This window comes from Sphingomonas glacialis (genome assembly GCF_006439055.1).
Lineage (GTDB): Bacteria > Pseudomonadota > Alphaproteobacteria > Sphingomonadales > Sphingomonadaceae > Sphingomonas > Sphingomonas glacialis_A.
Genome location: NZ_RCZC01000001.1, coordinates 837175 through 859060, shown reverse-complemented (window position 1 = coordinate 859060; position 21886 = coordinate 837175). Strand labels below are relative to the sequence as shown.

The window sequence follows — 21886 nt, the reverse complement described above, 5'->3', positions numbered from 1 at the left end:
GGCGGAGTGGGGCATGGGGACGATCGTGATCCCCATGCCCCTTTTCATGCGCGCTGCGCTCGATGCCGCTGCCGCCGCCGGTGCCGCCGGTGAAGTGCCGGTCGGCGCGGTGGTGGTGCTCGACGGGCGAATCATTGCGACCGCGGCGAACGCCCCGCGCGCGCTGCACGATCCGACCGCGCATGCCGAAATGCTGGCGATTCGCGCGGCGGCGGCGGCGATCGGCGACGACCGGCTGAAGGCGTGCGATCTGTGGGTGACGCTCGAGCCATGCGCGATGTGCGCCGGGGCGATCGCGCATGCCCGGATCGCGCGGCTCTATTACGGCGCGAGCGATGCCAAGGGCGGCGCGGTCGAGCACGGCCCGCGGCTGTTCTCGCAAAGCACGGTGCATCACCGGCCCGAGATCTTTCCGGGGATCGGCGAGGGCGAGGCGGCGGGGCTGCTCAAGGCGTTCTTCGCCGAGCGGCGCTGAGAACCGCTAGCCGTCACCCCAGCGGGCCGTCGCCCCAGCGAAAGCTGGGGTCTCCGGCGTGGAGGCACCGCGCGAGCATCACGAGACCCCAGCCTGCGCTGGGGTGACGGACGGCGCGGCAGGGTGCTGGATGGCGGGCAGCGCTGCGCCTAGCGCAGGTCGGTATCGGCGATCGGCACGATCTTGATCTCGACGCGGCGATTCGCCGACTGGCCTTCGGGCGTGTCGTTCGAGGCGATCGGCTGCGCCTTGCCGAATCCCTTGGTGCCGAGCCGCGCACGGTTGACGCCGTGCCCGGCAAGATACGCCGCCACCGATGCGGCGCGGCGCTCGGACAGGCCCTGATTGTACGAATCCGAGCCGACCGAATCGGTATGGCCGTAGATATCGACGAACGCATGATCATGCTCGCGAAGCACGCCGGCAATCTGGTCGAGCGTGCGCTCGAAGCCCGGCGCGACGCTATCGCTCTTATAGGCGAAAGCGTTGCCCGACGGGATGGTGAGGATCAGATCGTCGCCGCGCCGCGTCAGCTGGACGTCGGTGCCCGCGGTCCGCGCGCGCAGTTCGGCTTCCTGCGCATCCATATAGGCGCCGATCCCGGGGCCGACGATGCCGCCGATCCCCGCCGTGGCGATCTTCGCGGTGCGCGCATGGCGCCCGCCGACCAGATCGCCCAGCAGATAGCCGCCGAGCGCGCCGTCGATCCCGCCGACTGCGGTGTCCGATACGGGCTGCGGCCGCACGGTGCGATCGGTCGCGCACGCGCCCGTCGCGAGCAGCGCGCCCAGCGCTGCGGTGGTGGCCAGGGTGCGGACGGTGGTCATTCTGATATCCCTCTGGTGCAGCCGTTGCGGGCCGATACGGCCGAACCAACCCGGCAGACGCGGGGGGCTGTTCCGCTCGCGCACCGACGTCGAATTCGCCGCTGGGGCTTTAACGGGTGCGAGAACGGTTGTGCAATGAACCGATTCGCGCGAAAGGTGCCCGGCGCCATGCCCCCGCTTCCCCCCTTTCCCTGGATCGACGTCGCGATCATCGCCGTGTTGATCCTCGTCAACGGCGTCTTCGCGATGTCCGAGCTCGCTATCGTTTCCGCGCGGAAGGCGCGGCTCGAGGCGATGGCGCGCGTCGGTGCCCGCGGCGCTCGCACCGCGCTCGCGCTCGCCGCCGATCCGGGCAAGATCCTGTCGACGACGCAGATCGGCATCACGCTGATCGGGATCCTTTCGGGCGCCTATTCGGGCGCGAGTCTCGGCGGCCCGGTCGCGGCGCGGCTGGGGTTCCTCGGGTTCGGGACCGAGGCGACGCAGTCGCTCGGCTTCGCGATCGTGATCGGCATCACCACCTATGCCTCGCTGGTGATCGGCGAACTCGTTCCCAAGCAGATCGCGCTGCGCGCGCCCGAGCCGCTCGCCGCGGTGATGGCGGGGCCGGTGCTGCTGCTGGCGCGCCTTACCGCGCCGCTCGTGTGGCTGCTCGATTCGTCGTCTGGGCTGCTGTTCCGGCTGATGGGCTTGAAGCGCGAGAGCGAGGAGCATGTCACCGCCGAGGAACTCCATCTGATCGTCGCCGAGGCGAGCAAGTCGGGCATCATCGAGGAGCATGAGCGCTCGATCATCTCGGGCGTCGTCCGCCTCGCCGATCGCCCGGTGCGCGAGGTGATGACGCCGCGCACCGATATCGAGTGGATCGACGCGACGATGGACGATGCCGGGATCCGTGCCGCGCTGCTGCAGGCGTCGCACAGCCGGCTGCCGGTTACCGAAGGCTCGGTCGATACCGTGATCGGCGTGGTCCAGGCGCGCGACATCGCCTCGGCACTGCTGCGCGGCGGCGCGTTCGACCTGCGCGCGCTGATGCGCCAGGCGCCGGTGGTGCTCGACCAGATCGACGCGATGGACGCGCTCGACGCACTGCGCCAGGCCGAGGTGCCGATGGCGCTGATCCATGACGAATACGGGCATTTCGAGGGGATCGTCACCCCCGCCGACCTGCTCGCGGCGATCGCGGGCGAGTTCGCCTCGGACGCCGATCCCGACGATGCGCCCTCGGTGGTGACGCGCGACGACGGCTCGCTACTGGTGGCGGGCAACATGGCGGCGGATGCGCTCGCCGAGCGGCTCGGGATCGATCTGCCCGAGGAACGCGATTACGCGACCGTCGCGGGGTTGGCGCTGGCGGTGTTCCGCCACCTGCCGGGCGAGGGCGAAAGCTTCGTCGAGCAGGGCTGGAAGTTCGAGGTGGTCGATCTCGACGGGCGCCGGATCGACAAATTGCTGGTGAGCCGGGCGCGCGAGGCTGGGTTCCGGCTGGGCTAGCCGCAGGCGCTGGGGGCGGGTGTTGCGGGTGGCTGGACGGCGGTTGCGGTAGGCAGGCTTGCTGGACGGCGCGGGGAGTGGGGCTCCTGCCCTAGTTCACAAACGTCGCCCCGGCGAAGGCCGGGGCCGCTGCGTTTGGGGCAGGCCACCGAACGGCCCCCGCCCCCGCCGCGGCGACGAAATCGGCATGTCTGCTTCTGGTGGGAAACGGGCGGTAATCGGTTCATGCAGCGATGACCCCGCCGTCGTTTTGAGGTCACACCCGTTGGCGGATCGGCAATGCGCCCCGCACGAAAAGTGCCCCGCCGACCGCCTTATTAACTGTCGCGCCTTAAGGCCGCTTACTAGCGGGGGGCAAATATGGCGGCGATGCGACGGACAGGACTGGATGGGCTGAGAGGTGTGGGCGCCATTCTAGTGCTGCTCCTTCATTTGCACTTTGAAGCCGGCGGTCTGGACGTGTTCAAACGGTTCTATCTCGCCGTCGACCTCTTCTTCATTCTCAGCGGGTTCGTTTTCAGCGGTGCATACGATGGGAAGCTGAGCTTGGCCCTGATCGGAAAGCTGGCGTTCCTGCGGGATCGGCTGCGGCGCCTGTTTCCGGCAATTGCCGTCGGCCTCATCCTGGGGGCGTTCAATTTCGAATGGCGCGGCGTGTCCAATGACGTGCTTATTCCCGCACAGGCGTTTCAGTCGGTTATGCTACCAATGTTCTGGATCGGCACTGGCCCCGCCTTCCCGCTGAATTCGCCTCAATGGAGTCTGGTGTACGAACTCTTGGCCAATATCGTCTATGCTGGGACGATCCACAGCATGACGCGCATTGCGCTAGTTTTGGTCGTCGCGCTCTCGGCCCTTCTGTATCTTATGGCGATCGTGTGGACTGGCAGCGCGGATGTTGGGTCGACCCCCGGCACAATGATCCCTGCAATCCCACGCGTGATGTACGGGTTCTTCGCCGGATTGCTGCTTCGGCGGATATGGCATCGAAACGTCGGCGCGACACCGCGCCGCTTCGGCCTTGCCGCTATTGCGATTTTCCCGTTGGCACTCGTCCTGCTCGGCTTATTCCGCGTGCCTGTCGTGGCTGGCGATGCCTGCATCGTTTTTCTACTGTTCCCGCCGGTGATCTGGATCACAGCGTCCGCCGAGTTGGCGCCGCGATCGACCAGGATTGTGACCGAGATGGGCGACCTGTCCTATCCGCTCTATGCCACGCACGTCCCATTGCTGGGTATTGCCGGCACCGTATTTCGGCCGTTTCATCTCGGGCGGATGGGGAGCATCTCCGTATGGTCGGTTACCACTGTCCTCATCGTTGGGATCGCATGGCTGTTCGGTCGGGCCGAGAAAGCGATCCGGCGGCGGATGCGCCGTGTTCCGCAACCAGCCGCCGCTCAATTACCACAATCCTCCCCCGCCCGGGGAGGGTGGCGCGCGCAGCGTGACGGAGGGGGCGGTCGGCGACCGGTTCGTGTCGGTGATGTCCGCTAGCGCTGGCGCAGGAGTAGGTAAAACGGCGCGGGCATCCAACCTCCCCCTCCGTCGCCTTCGGCGCCACCTCCCCCTGGCAGGGGAAGATCGCACGAGACTATCGGCGATCGCTGCCACCACGGTGGCGATGAACCCGACGGGATTGCATCCTGGCTGCGCTGCAAAGCGAAGGCGTCCGCCCCCTGGCGCTTACCCGCCCAATTTCCCGAACGCCGCCTCGTAGCCCGCCCGGTCGCCCGCGCTCAGCAGCGTGGCCTGTTCGATCCAGCGGTCGCGCGTCATGCGGCCCTTGAAGACGCCCAGCTTGGCATCGAGCGCGGCGGCCGCGTCGGGGGTCAGCGCGGCGATCTGCTCGACGCGGGTGATGCCCTGCTCGGCGAGCGTCGCGGCGAGCTTGGGGCCGAGCCCCTTGATCTGCGTGAGGTCGCTCGCGATCGGCGCCGCGGCGAGGGGAGCCGGAGCCGGAGCTGGAGCTGGAGCTGGAGCTGGAGCTGGAGCAGAAACTGGCGCTCGCGCCACGACCGGCACCTCGGCGGCGGGTTCCCGCGCGCCATCTGCCGTGCTCGGCACGTCGGACGAAACCGCCGGTGTTCCGTCGAGCGACACGCTCCCCGGCTCCGCCGTCGCGCCATGTTCCTCGGCGATCGCGAAATTCTCTTCGACCTGCTTTGCCGCGGCCTTGCGGCGGCGGTGGAGCAGTGTGCCGTACCACAGGATCGCCAGCGCCGCGGCGGCGAGCGCGATCATCAGGATCACATGCGAAATGGTGATCGGCACCATGACGTCGATCGCCTGGTTGGGGTTCTGGGGACCGGAAGACATACGCTACTCCTGAATTTCACAAAGGCTAACGCACAAGGTCAGCCCGCGTCGCGCGCAATCTCGCGCCAGCCGATGTCGCGGCGGCAGAAACCGCTCGGGAAGACGATCTGGTCGACCGCGTGATAGGCGGCGGCCTGCGCGGCGGCGACGGTGTCGCCGAGCGCCGTCACCGCAAGCACGCGCCCGCCAGATGCGACGAGCTGCGCGCCCTCGAGCCGCGTTCCCGCCTGGAACACCAAAGCACCGGTCTCCTCGGCTTCGGCCACATCGTCGATCGAACCGCCACTCGCCGGCGTGCCGGGGTAGCCGTTGGCGGCGAGCACGACGGTCAGCGCGGTCTGCGCGACCCATTTCGCGGGGCCGCGCTCTCCGAGCGTCCCATTCGCCACCGGCAGCAATACCTCGAGCAGATCCTCGTCGAGCCGCGCCATCAGCACCTGGCATTCGGGGTCGCCGAAGCGGGCGTTATATTCGATCAGCTTGGGGCCGTCCGCGGTCAGCATCAGCCCGGCATAGAGCACGCCCGAAAACGGCGTCCCTGCTGTCGCCATCGCCGCGACGGTCGGCTTGACGATCTCCTCGATCGCACGGGCTTCGAGCTCGGGCGTCAGCACGCGCGCCGGGCTGTACGCGCCCATGCCGCCGGTGTTGGGGCCGGTATCGCCTTCGCCGACGCGCTTGTGGTCCTGCGCCGAGCCGAAGCTCAATATGTCCTTGCCGTCGGTCAGCACGAACAGGCTGGCTTCCTCGCCTTCGAGGAACTCCTCGATCACCGCCTCGCCGCCGCGCGCGCCGAACAGATCGGCAAGCGCCGCCTCGGCTTCCTCGCGCGTCATCGCGACCGTCACGCCCTTGCCCGCCGCCAGGCCATCAGCCTTGACCACGACGGGGACGCCGAAGCGATCGAGCGCGTGGCGCGCCTCGGCGCGGCTGGTGGCATGGACATAGCCCGCGGTCGGGATGCCGGCGCGATCGCACAGCGCCTTGGTGAACGCCTTCGAGCCTTCGAGCTGTGCCGCCGCCTTGTCCGGCCCGAACACCGCGATGCCGGCGGCGCGCAGGCTATCGCCGAGACCATCGACCAGCGGCGCCTCGGGGCCGATCACGACCAGTTCGACCGACTGCTCGGCACAGAAGGCCACCACCGCGGCATGATCGGTCAGCTCGAGCGATACGATCTGCGCATGCGCTGCAATGCCCGGATTGCCGGGTGCGGCGAACAGTGTACGCAGGCGCGGCGATTGCGCGAGCTTCCAGCTCAGCGCATGTTCGCGACCCCCCGAGCCGATCAACAGGACATTCAATGGCGGACCCTTTTCTAGAGATTGCGCGGCGCGAGGGGATGGGCGCCGGATTGGGCGGCCTCGTAGCCGAGCCGGCTGCCGGCGACAACGCCGCGCCGATGAGTGTCGGGGAACTCGCCGGAAAGCTCAAGCGCGTCGTCGAGACGGAATTCGGCTTCGTCCGGCTGCGCGGCGAGATCTCGGGCTACAAGCGCGTCTCGTCGGGCCACGCCTATCTCAGCCTCAAGGACGACAGCGCGGTGATCGACGGCGTCATCTGGAAGGGGAATGTCGCGCAACTGGGCTTCACCCCGCAGGACGGCGCCGAGGTGATCGCGACCGGCAAGATCACGACCTATCCCGGCCGCTCGAAATACCAGATCATCATCGACCGGATGGAACTGGCGGGCGAGGGTGCGCTGATGGCGCTGCTCGAGAAATTGAAGGCCAAGCTGGCGGGGGAGGGGCTGTTCGCACCCTCCGCCAAGAAGGCGCTGCCGTTCCTGCCACGCCGCATCGGCGTCGTCACCTCGCCGACCGGCGCGGTGATCCGCGACATCCTCCACCGGCTCGAGGATCGCTGCCCGACGCATGTGCTCGTCTGGCCGGTCAAGGTGCAGGGCGCGGGCGCCGCCGAAGAGGTGGCGGCCGCGATCGCCGGGTTCGACGCGATGTCGCCAGAGACGCGGCCAGACCTCGTCATCGTCGCACGCGGTGGCGGCTCGATCGAGGATCTGTGGGCGTTCAACGAAGAAGTCGTCGTCCGCGCGATCGCCAGGTGCAGCATCCCGCTGATCTCGGCCGTCGGCCACGAGACCGACACCACGCTCGCCGATTTCGCCGCCGACCTGCGCGCGCCGACTCCTACGGCTGCGGCGGAAATGGCGGTGCCGGTGCTCGCCGACCTGCGCCTGACGCTCGCGGGCTATGGCAATCGCACCGAGAAATGCGCGCGGCGTTATGCCGAGCGCGGGCGCGAGCGGCTCGATGCGCTGGTCCGCGTCCTGCCCCGTCGCGAAGCCTTGCTCGGGCCGCAGCGGCAGAAGGCCGACGATCTCGGCGCGCGGCTCGACCGCGGGCTCGAGCGCCGCGTCGTCGTCGCGCGCGGGCAGCTCGATCGCTCGGCGGGCGCGCTGCGGCTCTCGACGCTCGACCGCCAGCTGGAGCGCGGGCGCGACCGGCTGAGCGCGACGTGGCGGCTGGTCGAATCGCTCGGCCCCAATGCGATCCTCGATCGCGGCTATGCGTTCGTGTCGGCCAGGCCTTCCGGCGCGGTGGTCGGATCGGCGAGCGCGGCACGCAGCGCCGGCACCGTCACGCTCCACTTCCGCGACGGCGAAATCGACGCCAAGGTTGAGCGCAGCGCCGCCAAGGCATATGGTGCGCCTCCGCCCGAACAGCCCACCCTCCTCTAAAAGAGCCGCGCCATGTTGATGTCCAATACCGATCGTCCAGCGCGGCTCCACTTCATGGCGAACGGGTTTCGCGTGCTGGCACCGGGCGACCATGTCGTCTGCGCGGTGAGTGGCACGCGCATCGCGCTCGACGATCTGCGCTATTGGAGCGTCGCCAAGCAGGAGGCCTATGCCAGCGCGGCGATCGCGACCGAAGCGATGACGCCCGCATGAAGGCCCGGGGGGGCATTTCGACCATCCTGTACCGTGCCGCCGCACTCGCTTTGCTGATCACGCTCGGCAGTTGCGCGACGCAGCCCGAGCCCCGGACCGTCCAGCGCGTCACGGCACCGCCGGTGCGCCGCCTCGCCACCCAACAGCCGCAGCGCGCGCCGCTGCCGGTAAGCTTCAGCTATTCGGGATCGATGATCCAGGGCGGCATCGTCATCGGCATCGCCCCCGCCGGCACCAGCCTGTTGAGCTTCAACGGCGCGGCGATCCCGGTCGCGGCCGACGGTCGGTTCCTGATCGGCTTCGATCGCGATGCCGGCCCGAGCGCGAGCCTTCTCGCGACGCTCGACGACGGGCGCGTCGTGCGCGACACGCTGACGATCGCACCGCGCGGCTGGGACATTTCGCGCCTCTCGACCTTGCCCAAGATCCCGCTGCCACAGCCCGAATTCGACCGTCTGCGGCCCGCTGAGCTCGCGCAGATCAACGCCGCGCGGCGCGTCCAGTCGGATTCGCAAGGATGGCGACAGACCTTCCTGTGGCCGACCACTGGGCGGATCTCGACGCTGTTCGGTTCGCAGCGGATCTACCAGAATGGTGAGGCCGGATCGTACCATTCGGGGCTCGATGTCGCGAAGCCACAGGGCTCGGTGATCCTCGCCCCCGCCGACGGCGTGGTTATTCTGGCCGCGGACCACCCTTTCACGCTTGAGGGCAATCTGCTGATGATCGATCACGGCAACGGTCTCAACACCGCCTTCCTCCACCTCGCACGGATCGACGTGCGCGTCGGCGAGCGCGTGCGGCGCGGGCAGCCGGTTGCGCTCTCGGGCAAGACCGGGCGCGCCACTGGACCGCATCTGCACTGGAGCCTCAAATGGCGCGAGGCGAAGATCGATCCGTTGCTAGTCGCGGGGCCGATGCCGCGTTCGGAATAGCCAAGCCCTGCGAACGCGGTGTTTGTGACGCAAAACCGGTTTCATTTGGAATAGTGTTGCATTGCAGCGACACTTGGAAAAGTTCCGTCGCGGCCTCTTTACAATATTCCAGTAGCGTTACAGTCTCTCTCCATCACGACGACACGGGGGGTCCGTAGTCGTCGAAGACACCGATGCCACTGGCATCAATGGGGAAAGTTTTTCGATGCAGTCCATGCAAGTCCGCGCAGTCGCGCGTCTTCGTTCCACCGCCGCGCCCGTCGCTCTGCTGATCGCGCTTTCGGCCGGTCCGGCCTTTGCGCAGACCACCGCGCCGCTGCCAGCCGATCCCGCGCCGACTCAGTCTGCCGAAGAAGGCAAGGACATCGTCGTCACCGGCTCGATCTTCCGCCGCACCAATTCCGAAACGCCTTCGCCCGTTACCGTGCTGACGACCGAGACGCTGTCGCGCGCGGGCATCACCAACATCAACGACGCTGTGCGCTCGATCTCGGCCGATGGCGCGGGCTCGATCTCGACCGGCTTCACCAACGGCTTCTCGGCCGGCGGCGCCGCCGTCTCGCTGCGTGGCCTCGGCGTTTCGTCGACGCTGGTGCTGATCGACGGCCTGCGTTCGACCAACTTCCCGCTCAACGATGACGGCCACAACGCCTATGTCGATCTCAACTCGATCCCGTTCAGCGCGGTCGAGCGGATCGAAGTCTTGAAGGACGGCGCATCGTCGAGCTACGGTGCCGACGCGATCGGCGGCGTCGTCAACATCATCATGAAGAAGCACTTCACCGGCGTCTCGGGCACCGTCGAAGGCGGCGTGACCGAGAAGGGCGACGGCGCCCGCTATCGCGCCAACCTGACGGCGGGCTATGGCGACTATGACGCCAAGGGCTGGAACGTCTACGTCAACGGCGAATACCAGAAGGATCAGCCGATCGGCGCGACGACGCGCGGCTTCCCGTACAACACCAACGATCTGAGCTCGATCGGCGGCCTCGACAACAACACCGGCGACAGCTCGCTGACGACCGCATCGACCAATGCCGTCGTGCGTCGCGCGACCCAGACCAACCTCAACGATCCGTTCGCTGGCGGCACCGCCTCGGGCACCTACACGCTGCTCGGCGGGACCGCTCAGTGCACGCGTGGCACCTTCACCGTCGCGGGCGCCGCTGGTGGCACCGGCTGTAAGCACGATTACGGCCAGGAATATGGCACGCGCTACAATGACATCCAGCCTTCGCAGGAGCGCTACAACTTCTCCGGCCGCCTGAGCGTGCGTCTCAGCGACTCGATCGAGGGCTATGCCACCGGCAGCTACTCGCACAGCCAGGTCACGATCGGCCGCTCGCCCAACGCGATCCGTCAGACGCAGCCTTATGGTGCGTCGCCGACCCAGTCGTCGAGCAACCCGGGCATCGTCCTGCCGTATTTCGTCTGCTCGGCCGGCACCAACTGCCTGACCGCGGCCGACCGTCGCCTCAACCCGAACAACCCGTATGCCACCAACACCGGCGCCACCGCGGCCGATGCCGCGGCGAATGCGGCGCGCATCTATTATGCGTTCGGTGACATCCCGAGCTATTCGATCCGCACCAACGAAGTGATCCGTGGCGCAGTCGGCTTCAACGGCGACATTGCTGGCGATTATCACTGGAAGGTCGATGCGGTCGGCGCGCGCGATAATTTCGCGATCGAAAACCACGGCGTGCTCGACATCGCCGGGCTGCGGAACGCGGTCAACACCGGCGCCTACAATTTCGTCAATCCGTCGCTCAACACCGAGGCGGTCCGCAACACGATCGCGCCGACCTACACGACGCCGTCGCACACCTCGCTGATCTCGGTCGATGCGTCGGTCGCCAAGGATCTGTTCGCGCTGCCGGGCGGTAACCTGCAGGTCGCCGTCGGTGGCCAGTTCCGCCACGAGACCGAAGTCAACAACAGCAACAACCCGGGCCTGACCAAGTACGCCAACACCTCGGCGGCCTTCGGTACGCATGACGTGTTCGCCGGCTATTTCGAAGTCAACGCGCCGATCCTCGACACGCTCGAGGTCAACGGTTCGGGCCGCTACGATCACTATTCGGAAGGGTTCAGCCACTTCTCGCCGAAGATCGGCGCCAAGTGGACGCCGATCAAGCAGCTCGCGATCCGCGGTACCTATTCGAACGGTTTCCGCGCACCGACCTTCGCGGAAAACAACCCGCAGTCGAGCTATGCCGGCTTCGTGACGGTGACGCCGCCCGCAAGCTTCCAGCTGGCACACGGTGGCCTCGTCACCGGTGGCAACACCAACCCTTATGCCCAGGCCTACAGCCTTGGTTCGGGCGCGACCGGCAATCCCAATCTGAAGCCTGAGAAGTCGCGTAGCTTCACCGCCGGGATCGTGGCCGAGCCAGTCCGCAACGTCAGCTTCACGGTCGATTACTACAACATCAAGAAGACCGACGTGATCGTCACCGGTCCGGATGCCGCCATTGCCCGCGCGAACTATTTCGCCGGGACCGCGCTGCCTGCAGGCTACACCGTTTCTGCGGTCGATGCGCCCGATCCGCTGTTCCCGAACGCGCTGCCGCGCGTGCTGATCATCAACGTGCCGTTCGTCAACGCCGGCTCGGTAAAGGTCTCGGGCCTCGACTTCGGCGCCAACGTGCGGGTGCCGATCTCCGAGAACGTGCGGTTCACCAGCCGTCTCGATCTGACCTATGTGATCCAGTACGACCTTGATCCGGGCAACGGCAGCAAGATCCAGAAGTATGCCGGTACGCTTGGACCTTACGAGCTTTCGTCGGGTGCGGGCACCCCGCGGGTTCGCGGCAACTGGCAGAACACGATCGAGTTCGGTCCGGTCTCGCTGACCGCGACGACCTATTACGTGTCGCGGATCAAGGAAGTTGCTGCCGACGAAGGCGACGACATCTCGTGCGCAGGCGGCAACCTCTACGGCACCGGCCAGAACTTCTGCTACATCAAGCGGTTCATCTATGCCGACGTGAATGCTGCCTTCAAGGTGAACGACGCCTTCACGTTCAACTTCTATGTCGGCAACATCACCGGCGAGAAGGCACCGCTGGCGCCGGCATCCTACTCGGGCGCCAACTACCTGCCGACCTGGCACATGGCCGGGATCGTCGGTCGCAGCTTCCGCGCCGGGGCGAACTTCAAGTTCTGACCTAGCCGGATCTGGCAAGGGGCGGTTTTCGCAAGAGAATCGCCCCAATTAGGTCCGGATCGGATTTATCGTGAGATTACAGGCTGTTGCCTTTCGGTGACAGTCCGTAACCAAACCGACTTATCGGGATACAACCCGACTTTACAGCGGTTCAGCACAGCTTCATCCACTGCACATGTCTCGGGGGGCCGAGCGCATGTTCGGTTACGAGACTTGCCATCTACGCAGCACCGCGAGCGATCGTGGTGCAGCGTTCAGCAAGGAATCGCATGTGACTCAATCGTCTTCTATCGCCCGCAAGACACGACTGCTGGCTGGCGCCGCCTCGAGCGTCGCGCTGCTCGCTTTCGCCGTCCCCGCCTTCGCGCAGGATCAGGCTCCGGCAGCTCCCGCCGCCACGCCCGCGCCGCTGCCAGCCTCGCAGGCGCCCGTCGAGGATACCAATAACGGCCAGGACATCGTCGTCACCGGTACGTTGATCCGCAACAGCGCCGCTGCCGGTGCCGCGCCGATCAACACGCTTACCGCGCAGGATTTCGCGCTGCGTGGCCAGAACACGATCGCCGAAGCGCTGCAGACGATCCCCGCCAACGGCGCGGGCACGATGACGCGCGCCTGGAACAGCTTCGGCTTCGCGACCGGCGCGACCGCGGTGTCGCTGCGCGGTCTGACGACCGGCAACACGCTGACGCTGTTCGACGGCCTGCGTTCGGCAATCTACCCGCTCGGCGATGACGGCCAGCGCAGCTTCGTCGATCTCAACACCATCCCGCAGTCGATCGTCGAGAAGGTCGACGTGCTGCAGGACGGCGCATCGGCAACCTACGGCGCCGACGCCGTTGCCGGCGTGGTCAACGTCGTCGTCAAGAAGCAGATCGTCGGCCTCCACGCCAACGCATCGGCCGGCATCTCGGAGCGCGGCGACGGCAGCGAGAACCGCGTCGACCTGACCTATGGCTATGGCAAGCTCAGCGATCAGGGCTTCAACGTCTACGCCAATGTCGAATACCAGCAGAGCAACCCGATCTACGCGCGCGATCGCGGCTATCCGTGGAACTCCAACAATTACAGCGGCATCTGTAAGGCTGGCGGCGGCACCTGCCTCCCCAACGAGACGGTCAACGGCATCCAGGGCGATGGCAGCTTCAACGGCCTCGGCACGACCAGCGTCCCGGTCGTTCGCGCCTATCAGAACGGCAGCCCGGTTGCCGGCTCGCAATTCCAGTTGCTCAATCCGGGTGCTGGCTGCCGCAATCTGACCGCGATCACGCTGACCCCGGCGCAGCAGGCGCAGGCCGCAGCCGCGGGCACGCCGACCGGTTCGCAGATCTGCGGGCAGGACCTGATCAACCAGTATCTGATGGAAATTCCGAAGCAGCAGCGCTTCGGCGCCACGCTCCACGGCACCGCGAACATCGGCAGCCAGGCGCAGGCCTATGTCATGGGCAATTTCTACGAGACGCAGTCGAGCAGCAGCATCGCGCCACTCGCCTTTGCCGGTCAGACCGCAGCAGGCGGCACGCAATACACGCTGAGCCCGGTTCTGCTGCCGGCGTTCGTCTGCCCGCGCGGCACGACCGTTGCCTGCACCGCGGCCAACGGCACGCTCAACCCGAACAACCCGTTCGCGGCGCAGGGCTATCAGGCGCGCGTCAACTATCGCTACGACCAGCCGCGTGAGACGCAGACCGATGCGAAGACCTATCGCTTCGCCGCCGGTATCGCGGGCACCTTCGGAGAGGGTTGGCACTACAATGCCGATGCGACCTATTCCGAGGTCGATCTGAAGGTCACCAACAAGGGCTATCTCAACGCGCAGCGTCTGCTCGACGTGATCAACGACGGCTCGTACAACTTCGTCGACCCGTCGCTCAACAGCCAGGCGACCCGCGACTATATCGCGCCGGTCAACAACAACCTGTCGACCTCGAAGCTGTGGCAGGTCCAGGGTACGCTCTCGAAGTCGTTCTTCACGCTTCCGGGCGGTGATCTGACGACTGCGGTCGGCGTCGCCTACCGTCATGAGTCGGTCAACAATCCGAGCGCCAACGCTCCGAACGAAATCAACCCGGCGGATCGCTATTACAGCATCAACTCGGTGAGCACGGTCGGCAGCCGCAACGTCAAGTCGGCCTTCTTCGAAATCGACGCGCCGGTGTTCGACATGCTGACGCTCAACGGCTCGGGCCGCTATGACGATTATTCGTCGGGCCAGAGCAATTTCTCGCCGAAGTTCACCGCGATCTTCAAGCCGATCGAGCAGGTGCGCTTGCGCGGTACGATCTCGCGCGGCTTCCGCATCCCGAGCTTCCAGGAGGCCTATGGTCAGCCGACGACGGGCTATATCACTGCAAACGTGCTGGCATCGCAGCCGGGTGGCGCTGCGTACATCGCAGCGCATGGCGGCAATTCCTATGCGACGCTGCCCTACAGCTATGGCCTGACCTCGTCGGGCAACCCGAACCTCAAGCCCGAGCGTTCGACCAGCATCACCGGTGGCATCGTCATCGAGCCGACGCGTCGCCTGTCGTTCACGGTCGATTACTACCACATCAAGATCAAGGGCCTGATCGGGGCGCCGGATTATTCGGGTGTGGCAGCGGCCTATTATGCGAACAACGGTGTCGTGAACCTGCCGGGGATCACCGTGAAGCCGGGTGTCGCCGATCCGAGCTTCCCGACCGCACTGCCGCAGCTCGGCTTCATCCAGTATCAGTTCGTCAACACCACGTCGCAAACGACGTCGGGCCTCGATTTCTCGGGCACGGCACGGCTTCCGCTGGGTCATGGCATCAACCTGACCAGCCGGATCGACGCGACCTACCTGATCAACCTCGAGCAGGTCACGCCGGGCGGCTCGGTCCAGCGCTTCGACGGGTCGCTCAGCCCCTGCAACATCACGTCGTGCTCGGGTGCGCCGAAGTGGCGCGGCAGCTGGTCGAACACGCTCGACTTCAACGGCAAGGGCTCGATCAGCGGCACCGCCTATTACACCGGCGGCTACAGCATGGCGTCGGTCGATTACGGCGGGAACCCCGACAGCTGCACCGACAGCATCGGCGCTTCGGTCTATGCCTATTCGGACGGCACGCCGTACAAGTGCCGTGCGCGCCGCTTCATCAACGTCGACATGACGGGGACGATCAAGGTCAACAACCGCTTCACGCTGTACGCCAACGTGCTCAACATCTTCGACGTGAAGCCGGACTTCAATCCGGGCCAGACCTACGACGCGGGCTTCGGCTACAACGTCGCTTGGGAAAGCCAGGGCTTTATCGGCCGCTTCGTCCGCTTCGGCGCGAAGGTCGACTGGTAAGCGACACCCCTGCAAAGGGTACAAGATCGGGGCGGCTCCTGCGAAGGAGCCGCCCCTTTTTGCATCACTCGACCACCAGCTCCAACTTCCCGTCGCCTTCATCGACCCGCACCGTTGCGCCGTCCTTGACGCTCCCGCGCAGGATCAGATCGGCGAGCGGATCCTGCAGATAGCGCTGCACCGCGCGTTTCAGCGGTCGCGCGCCGTACACCGGGTCATAGCCGACCCTCCCGAGCCACACGCGTGCGGCATCGGTGAGATCGAGCGCGACCTTGCGTTCGGCCAGCAACGTCGCGATCCGCTTGACCTGGATGTCGACGATCGGCGCCATTTCCGCCTGGCCGAGCCGGTGGAACAGCACGATCTCGTCGAGCCGGTTGAGGAACTCGGGCCGGAAGTGGCCGCGGACGATCTCCATCACCTGCGGCTCGACGCTCGCGACATCCTCGCCTTCGCCCAAAGTCGTCAGCACCTGGCTGCCGAGGTTCGAGGTCAGCACGATGATCGTGTTGGTGAAATCGACCGTGCGGCCCTGGCCGTCGGTCAGCCGCCCGTCGTCGAGCACCTGCAGCAGGATGTTGAAGACGTCGCCATGCGCCTTCTCGACCTCATCGAACAGCACGACCTGATACGGCCGCCGACGAACCGCTTCGGTGAGAACGCCGCCTTCCTCGTAACCGACATAGCCCGGAGGCGCGCCGATCAGCCGCGCGACGGCGTGCTTTTCCATGAACTCGCTCATGTCGATGCGGACCATCGCGGTCGGGTCATCGAACAGGAATTCGGCGAGCGCCTTGGTCAGCTCGGTTTTCCCTACGCCGGTAGGTCCAAGGAACAGGAACGAGCCGAGCGGCCGGTTCGGATCCTGCAACCCCGCACGCGCGCGCCGCACCGCGGTCGACACCGCGCGGATCGCGTTATGCTGGCCGATCACGCGCTTGCCGATCGTCGCTTCCATTGCGAGCAGCTTGTCGCGCTCGCCCTCGAGCATCCGCTCGACCGGAATTCCGGTCCAGCGCGCGACGACGCCGGCGATGTCCTCGGCCGTGACCTCCTCGCGCAACATCGCACCCTTGGTCGCGCCCGCCGCGGCATCGAGCTGGCGCTGGAGATCGGGGATGCGCCCGTAGGACAGCTCGCCCGCCTTGGCGAGATCGCCGGCCCTTTGCGCCTGCTCGAGCTCGAGCCGCGCGGCATCGATCTGCTCCTTGAGCTTGGCCTCGGCCGAGATCTTGTCCTTCTCGCCCTGCCAGCGCGTCGTCAGCTCGCTCGACTGCTGCTCGAGATTGGCGAGTTCGCCGTCGAGCTTGACCAGCCGGTCGCGCGAGGCTTCGTCGCTCTCGCGCTTCAACGCCTCGCGCTCGATCTTGAGCTGGATGATCCGCCGGTCGAGGATTTCGATCTCCTCGGGCTTGCTCTCGACCTCCATGCGGATGCGGCTCGCGGCCTCGTCCATCAAATCGATCGCCTTGTCGGGCAGGAAGCGGTCGGTGATGTAGCGGTTCGACAAGGTCGCCGCCGCGACGATCGCCGCGTCGGTGATCCGCACGCCGTGGTGGAGTTCGTACTTCTCCTTCAACCCGCGCAGGATCGAGATCGTGTCGGGCACGGTCGGCTCGCCGACGAACACCGGCTGGAAGCGGCGCTGGAGGGCTGCGTCCTTCTCGACATATTTGCGATATTCATCGAGCGTGGTCGCGCCGACGCAGTGCAGCTCGCCGCGCGCGAGCGCGGGCTTGAGCAGATTGCCCGCGTCCATCGCGCCTTCGGATTTCCCCGCGCCGATCAGCTGGTGCATCTCGTCGATGAACAGGACGATGTCGCCCTCGGCGGCCTTCACCTCGTCGAGCACGCCCTTCAAGCGCTCCTCGAACTCGCCGCGATATTTCGCGCCGGCGATCAGCGAGCCCATGTCGAGCGACATCAGCTTGCGGTCTTTCAGCGTATCCGGAACATCGCCATTGGCGATGCGCAAGGCGAGCCCCTCGGCGATCGCGGTCTTGCCGACGCCGGGTTCGCCAATCAGCACCGGATTGTTCTTGGTGCGGCGCGCGAGGATCTGGATCGTGCGGCGGATTTCCTCGTCGCGGCCGATCACCGGGTCGAGCTTGCCGTCGCGCGCGGCCTGCGTCAGGTCGCGCGCGAACTTCTTCAGCGCGTCGAACTTGTCCTCGGCGCCCGCGCTGTCGGCGACGCGGCCGTTGCGCACCTGGTCGATCGCGGTGTTGAGCGCTTCGGGGGTGACGCCCGCGGTCTTGAGCGCCTTGCCCGCCACCGTATTGAGCGACAGCGCCAGCGCGACGAGCAGCCGCTCGACGGTGACGAAACTGTCGCCCGATTTGGTCGCGATCTGCTCGGCCTGGTCGAGCACGCGGACGGCGTCGTTATCGAGCCCCGGCGTCGCTTGCGCGCCGCTGCCCGACACCGCCGGGATCTTCGCCAGCGCGAGATCGGTCTCGTTCACGGCACGCTTCGGGTCGCCGCCAGCCGCGGTGATCAGCCCCGACGCCATGCCCTGTTCATCCTCGAGCAGCGCCTTCAACAGATGCTCGGGTGCGATCCGCTGATGGCTCATCCGGATCGCGACGGTCTGCGCCGATTGCAGGAAGCCCTTGGCGCGGTCGGTGAATTTTTCGATATTCATATGGAAGTGTCCCTCCTTCTTCCGACTCGATGTAGTGTTGCACTTATGCAACACAAGGGGCTGCGCCCGTCGCGATCTCGTGTTTGATGTCTAGCCGTAACGAACGTCATCGGCTTGCCACGGAATGTACGTATTTCCGCAACGCAGCGTGGCTAGGCACCGCCACAGGGCGCGGGGAGTAGCGCCGTAAAAAAGATCAAATCGGGGACCTCATCATGCGCCGTTTCACGCTTTGCCTGCTCGCGGGCGCCGCCCTTGCATGGCCGCTCGCCGCCTCCGCGCGCGACGGCGCGATCGCACCGGCGCCCGCGCCTGCGCCCGAAGCGCCTGCACCCGATGCCGAACCGGCCGCGGACCCGGTCGCGGACGATGCCGGCAACGACATCATCATCGTCGGCAAGGGCCAGACGCGGCAGGTCCAGCAGCTCGGCCAGGCCGACATCGCGATCCTCGCGCCGGGCACCAGCCCGCTGAAGGCGATCGCCAAGCTGCCCAACGTCAATTTCCAGTCGGCCGATGCGTTCGGCGCGTATGAATGGTCGCAGCGCGTCTCGATCCGCAGCTTTAACCAGAACCAGATCGGCTTCACGCTCGACGGCATTCCGCTCGGCGACGGATCGTATGGCAACACCAACGGTCTCCACATCAGCCGCGCGATTTCCTCGGAGAATATCGGCCGCACCCTGGTGTCGCAGGGATCGGGCTCGATCGGCGCGCAGGCGACCAACAATCTCGGCGGGACGATCGAATTCTTCTCGAGCGATCCCAAGCCGACCACCGCGCTGACGCTCAACACCAGCTATGGCAGCGAGAACACCGTGCGCGCGTTCGGGCGGTTCGACACCGGCGTGCTCGGCGAGAATGGGCCGAGCGCCTATGTCTCGTACGGCTTCCTCGATACCGACAAATGGAAGGGCTATGGCGTCCAGCGCCAGAACCAGGTCAACGCCAAGTTCGTCGCGCCGGTCGGCCCGGTGCGGCTTGTCGGCACGTTCGATTATTCGGACCGGCGCGAGCAGGACTATCAGGATCTCTCGCTCGATATGATCAAGCGGCTGGGCTACCGGAACGACAATATCGCGAACAATTTCCCGCTCGCGGTGCTGATCGCCGATACCGGCGCGAACAGCGGCTATACCGGCGCGATCAAGCTCAACCCGGCGGCAGGTTCGGTCACGCCCGCGCCTTATGCCAATGCCGACGACGTCTATTTCGACGCGGCCGGCCTGCGGCAGGATTATCTCGCCTCGCTCGGCGTCGAGACCGCCAAGGATGCGACTGTCCATGGCGCGTTGAAGGCCTATTACCACGCCAATCATGGCCAGGGCCTGTGGTTCACGCCGTATGTCCCGTCGCCGTCGGGCGTGCCGATCTCGGTGCGCACGACCGAATATGACATTCACCGCAAGGGCGTGTTCGGCTCGCTCGGTACCACGCTCGGCTTCAACGATCTGACCGTCGGCGGCTGGTACGAGCTCAACGACTTCCGCCAGGCGCGGCGCTATTACGCGCTCGACAGCCGCACCACGCCGACCCGCAGCGCGCGCGAGTTCCAGTACCTCCCGTTCGCGACGCAATGGTACAACACCTACCAGACCGACACCGTGCAATATTATGTGCAGGACAAGATCGCGCTCGGCGATCTGACGGTCGATCTCGGCTGGAAGGGCTTTGCCGTCACCAACAAGGCGACCCCGATCGTGTCGGGCGGGCTCGCTTCGGGCCGCATCCAGGTGAAGGACTTCTTCCAGCCGCACGCCGGGCTAAACTACAAGATCGGCAGCGCGTTCGAACTGTTCGGCGATTTCACCGAAGTGACGCGTGCATTCGTCGCCTCGGCCACCAGCGGCCCGTTCGCGACGACGCAGGCGGGCTTCAACGCGCTGCTCACCACCAACAAGCTCAAGCCTGAATCGTCGGACACGTTCGAGGTCGGCGGCCGCTACCATTATCGCGGCGTGACAGCCTTGCTCGCGGGCTATTATGTCGATTTCTCGAACCGCACGCTCGCGCAGAGCGTCGGCGCGGGGATCATCGGCAATCCGGCGATCCTGTCGAACGTCGGTTCGGTGCGCGCCTACGGGCTCGAGACCGCGCTCGAGGCGAAGCTCGGCTACGGCTTCGGCGTCTATGGCTCGTACAGCTACAACGACTCGACCTATCGCGACAATGTCAGCGTCGGCGGCGTCGTGCAGAACATCCGCGGCAAGCAGACCGTCGACACGCCCAAGCACCTGATCAAGGGCGAGCTGACCTATGACAAGGGCATCTTCTTCGGCCGTGTCGGCGCGGATTATATGAGCCGCCGCTACTTCACCTACACCAACGACCAGTCGGTGCCCGGCCGCGTGCTGGTCGACGCGACGATCGGCGCGCGCGTGACGATCGCCGATCGCAAGTTCGAGATCCAGGCGAACGCGACCAACCTGTTCGACAAGCGCTATGTGGCGACGATCGGATCGAACGGCTTCGGCTATTCGGGCGACAACCAGACGCTGCTGGCGGGCGCGCCCGCGCAGTATTTCGTGACGATCAAGGCGGCGTTCTAAGCCGACCCTTCTCCTCCCGTCGGGAGAAGCGGACGCGAAGCGCCGATGAGGGCAGCCCGACAACACGGGCTGCCCTCACGCTCGCACCAGGCCGCAAGGACGATGTTAACCCCGACGGCCCTAGTCTCGTGCGGAAACGGCAGGGACTCTGGGGATACCGTGGCAACCAACTACACCGCTCTGCGCTGGACCGCCGAAGCACCGGTACCCGGCTCGCTGTCCGACCCGTCGCGTGCGATCCTCGGGCCGCTCCGCGATGCGCTGCTGTTCTGGGGCGCGCCGCTCTTTGCGTTCCTCGCGGTCGAGCTGTGGCTTGGCGGCTGGGCGCTGGCGGCACCGCACGACGCTGCGTCGGTTGCGATCAAGGGCATGTTCGCGGTCATCGCGATCACGACCTGGGCGCATCTCATCGCCGTGGTCCCGCGCGCCTATGGCAATCGCACGGTGTTCGCGGCGCATCGCGGCAAGCTGACCGTCGCGCCGATCGTGTTGATTGCGGTGCTGTTCCTCTCGCCGATCGCGCTCGTCGCGGCGAGCGTGTTGGCGGTGTTCTGGGATGTCTATCACTCGGCGATGCAGAATTTCGGCTTCGCGCGGATCTACGACATGAAGGCGGGTAACCCGCCCGAGATGCTGCGCAAGACCGATCTGCGGCTGAACACCTTGCTCTATGTCGGCCCGCTCGCGGCGGGTGCGGCGCTCGCGACGCACCTCCACAGTTTTGCGAAGTTCGACCATACCGCGCTTGCCACGCTGGCGAGCCTGCCGGGCGTGCTCGCCGGGTACAATAGCGGCATCCGGGTCGTCGCGCTGCTGGCCTATGCGATCGTGCTCGGCTGGGCGATCGTCGATTATCGGCGGGCGATGCGCGCCGGCTACCAGGTGTCGGCGCACAAGGTCGCGACGCTGGTTGCGACGGGCACGGTGTCGATCATCGCCTGGGGCTTCACCCCGCCGATCGTCGCGCTGGCGGTGATCAATCTCTACCACGCCGTGCAATATTTCGCGCTTGTCTGGGTCAAGGAGGGCGGGCGGATGACGCAGGCCTCGGGCGGGCGGCAGGGCCGCGCGATGCTGTATTTCTGGGGCGGCAGCATCCTGTTCGGCCTCGCTTATGCTGCCGCGATGACCGGCAGCGTGCGCGTTTTCCTAGCGCCGTTCATCGCCTGCTCTTTGCTCCATTTCTGGTATGACAGCTTCATTTGGTCGGTCGCGCGCAAGCACGTCTAGCCTAATCCCCGCAAGGCTGC

Annotated in this window: 14 protein-coding genes; 10 read left to right on the top strand and 4 right to left on the bottom strand. The window is 66.2% G+C overall.

What is annotated here, in order from left to right; translation table 11 throughout:
- Window positions 1-46 precede the first annotated feature (46 nt).
- Window positions 47-475: a nucleoside deaminase gene (locus EAH76_RS03830; protein WP_140848404.1), complete on the top strand. Its 429-nt coding sequence runs from the start codon at window positions 47-49 to the stop codon at window positions 473-475.
- A gap of 149 nt (window positions 476-624) precedes the next feature.
- Here EAH76_RS03830 and EAH76_RS03825 read toward each other — a convergent pair whose 3' ends face one another.
- Complete coding sequence (locus EAH76_RS03825; protein WP_140848237.1) at window positions 625-1302, bottom strand: OmpA family protein; 678 nt, start codon at window positions 1300-1302, stop codon at window positions 625-627.
- 168 nt (window positions 1303-1470) lie between these two features.
- On the opposite strand from EAH76_RS03825, the gene EAH76_RS03820 reads away from it, so the two are divergent.
- Together EAH76_RS03820 and EAH76_RS03815 are read left to right on the top strand one after the other, a co-directional pair.
- Entirely contained in the window at window positions 1471-2796 is a 1326-nt protein-coding gene (locus EAH76_RS03820; RefSeq protein WP_140848235.1) for a hemolysin family protein, read from the top strand.
- Window positions 2797-3156: 360 nt separating this feature from the next.
- Window positions 3157-4290, top strand: coding sequence for an acyltransferase family protein (locus EAH76_RS03815; RefSeq protein WP_140848233.1), 1134 nt, complete (start codon window positions 3157-3159; stop codon window positions 4288-4290).
- A 189-nt stretch (window positions 4291-4479) separates the two neighbouring features.
- On the opposite strand, the gene EAH76_RS03810 is transcribed toward EAH76_RS03815, so the two are convergent.
- A complete protein-coding gene (locus EAH76_RS03810; protein ID WP_140848231.1) occupies window positions 4480-5112 on the bottom strand; it encodes a helix-hairpin-helix domain-containing protein in 633 nt (210 codons plus the stop codon).
- Window positions 5113-5150: 38 nt separating this feature from the next.
- The gene (gene purD / locus EAH76_RS03805) at window positions 5151-6416 is read right to left on the bottom strand and encodes a phosphoribosylamine--glycine ligase (protein ID WP_140848229.1); all 1266 of its coding nucleotides are present in this window, start codon (window positions 6414-6416) and stop codon (window positions 5151-5153) included.
- Between purD and xseA the strand changes: the two genes are divergently transcribed.
- The 5 genes from xseA (at window position 6416) to EAH76_RS03780 (ending at window position 15443) form a co-directional block, all read left to right on the top strand.
- Entirely contained in the window at window positions 6416-7810 is a 1395-nt protein-coding gene (gene xseA / locus EAH76_RS03800) for an exodeoxyribonuclease VII large subunit (RefSeq protein WP_431357968.1), read from the top strand. The two genes, purD and xseA, sit on opposite strands and share 1 nt — an antisense overlap.
- Window positions 7811-7822: 12 nt before the next feature.
- On the top strand, window positions 7823-8023 hold the full coding sequence (locus EAH76_RS03795) for a DUF2093 domain-containing protein (protein WP_140848227.1): 201 nt from the start codon (window positions 7823-7825) through the stop codon (window positions 8021-8023).
- Window positions 8020-8958, top strand: coding sequence for a M23 family metallopeptidase (locus tag EAH76_RS03790; protein ID WP_241659539.1), 939 nt, complete (start codon window positions 8020-8022; stop codon window positions 8956-8958). The genes EAH76_RS03795 and EAH76_RS03790 overlap by 4 nt, the downstream gene beginning before the upstream one ends.
- Before the next feature lie 205 nt (window positions 8959-9163).
- On the top strand, window positions 9164-12127 hold the full coding sequence (locus EAH76_RS03785) for a TonB-dependent receptor plug domain-containing protein (RefSeq protein WP_140848225.1): 2964 nt from the start codon (window positions 9164-9166) through the stop codon (window positions 12125-12127).
- A 271-nt stretch (window positions 12128-12398) separates the two neighbouring features.
- Window positions 12399-15443: a TonB-dependent receptor plug domain-containing protein gene (locus tag EAH76_RS03780; RefSeq protein ID WP_241659538.1), complete on the top strand. Its 3045-nt coding sequence runs from the start codon at window positions 12399-12401 to the stop codon at window positions 15441-15443.
- Between the two features lie 64 nt (window positions 15444-15507).
- On the opposite strand, the gene clpB is transcribed toward EAH76_RS03780, so the two are convergent.
- Window positions 15508-18087, bottom strand: coding sequence for an ATP-dependent chaperone ClpB (clpB, locus tag EAH76_RS03775; RefSeq protein ID WP_140848221.1), 2580 nt, complete (start codon window positions 18085-18087; stop codon window positions 15508-15510).
- Between the two features lie 215 nt (window positions 18088-18302).
- Between clpB and EAH76_RS03770 the strand changes: the two genes are divergently transcribed.
- Together EAH76_RS03770 and EAH76_RS03765 are read left to right on the top strand one after the other, a co-directional pair.
- Window positions 18303-20636, top strand: a complete 2334-nt coding sequence (locus EAH76_RS03770; RefSeq protein WP_140848219.1) for a TonB-dependent receptor — start codon at window positions 18303-18305, stop codon at window positions 20634-20636.
- Window positions 20637-20795: 159 nt separating this feature from the next.
- Entirely contained in the window at window positions 20796-21866 is a 1071-nt protein-coding gene (locus EAH76_RS03765; protein WP_140848217.1) for a hypothetical protein, read from the top strand.
- Window positions 21867-21886: the final 20 nt, after the last annotated feature.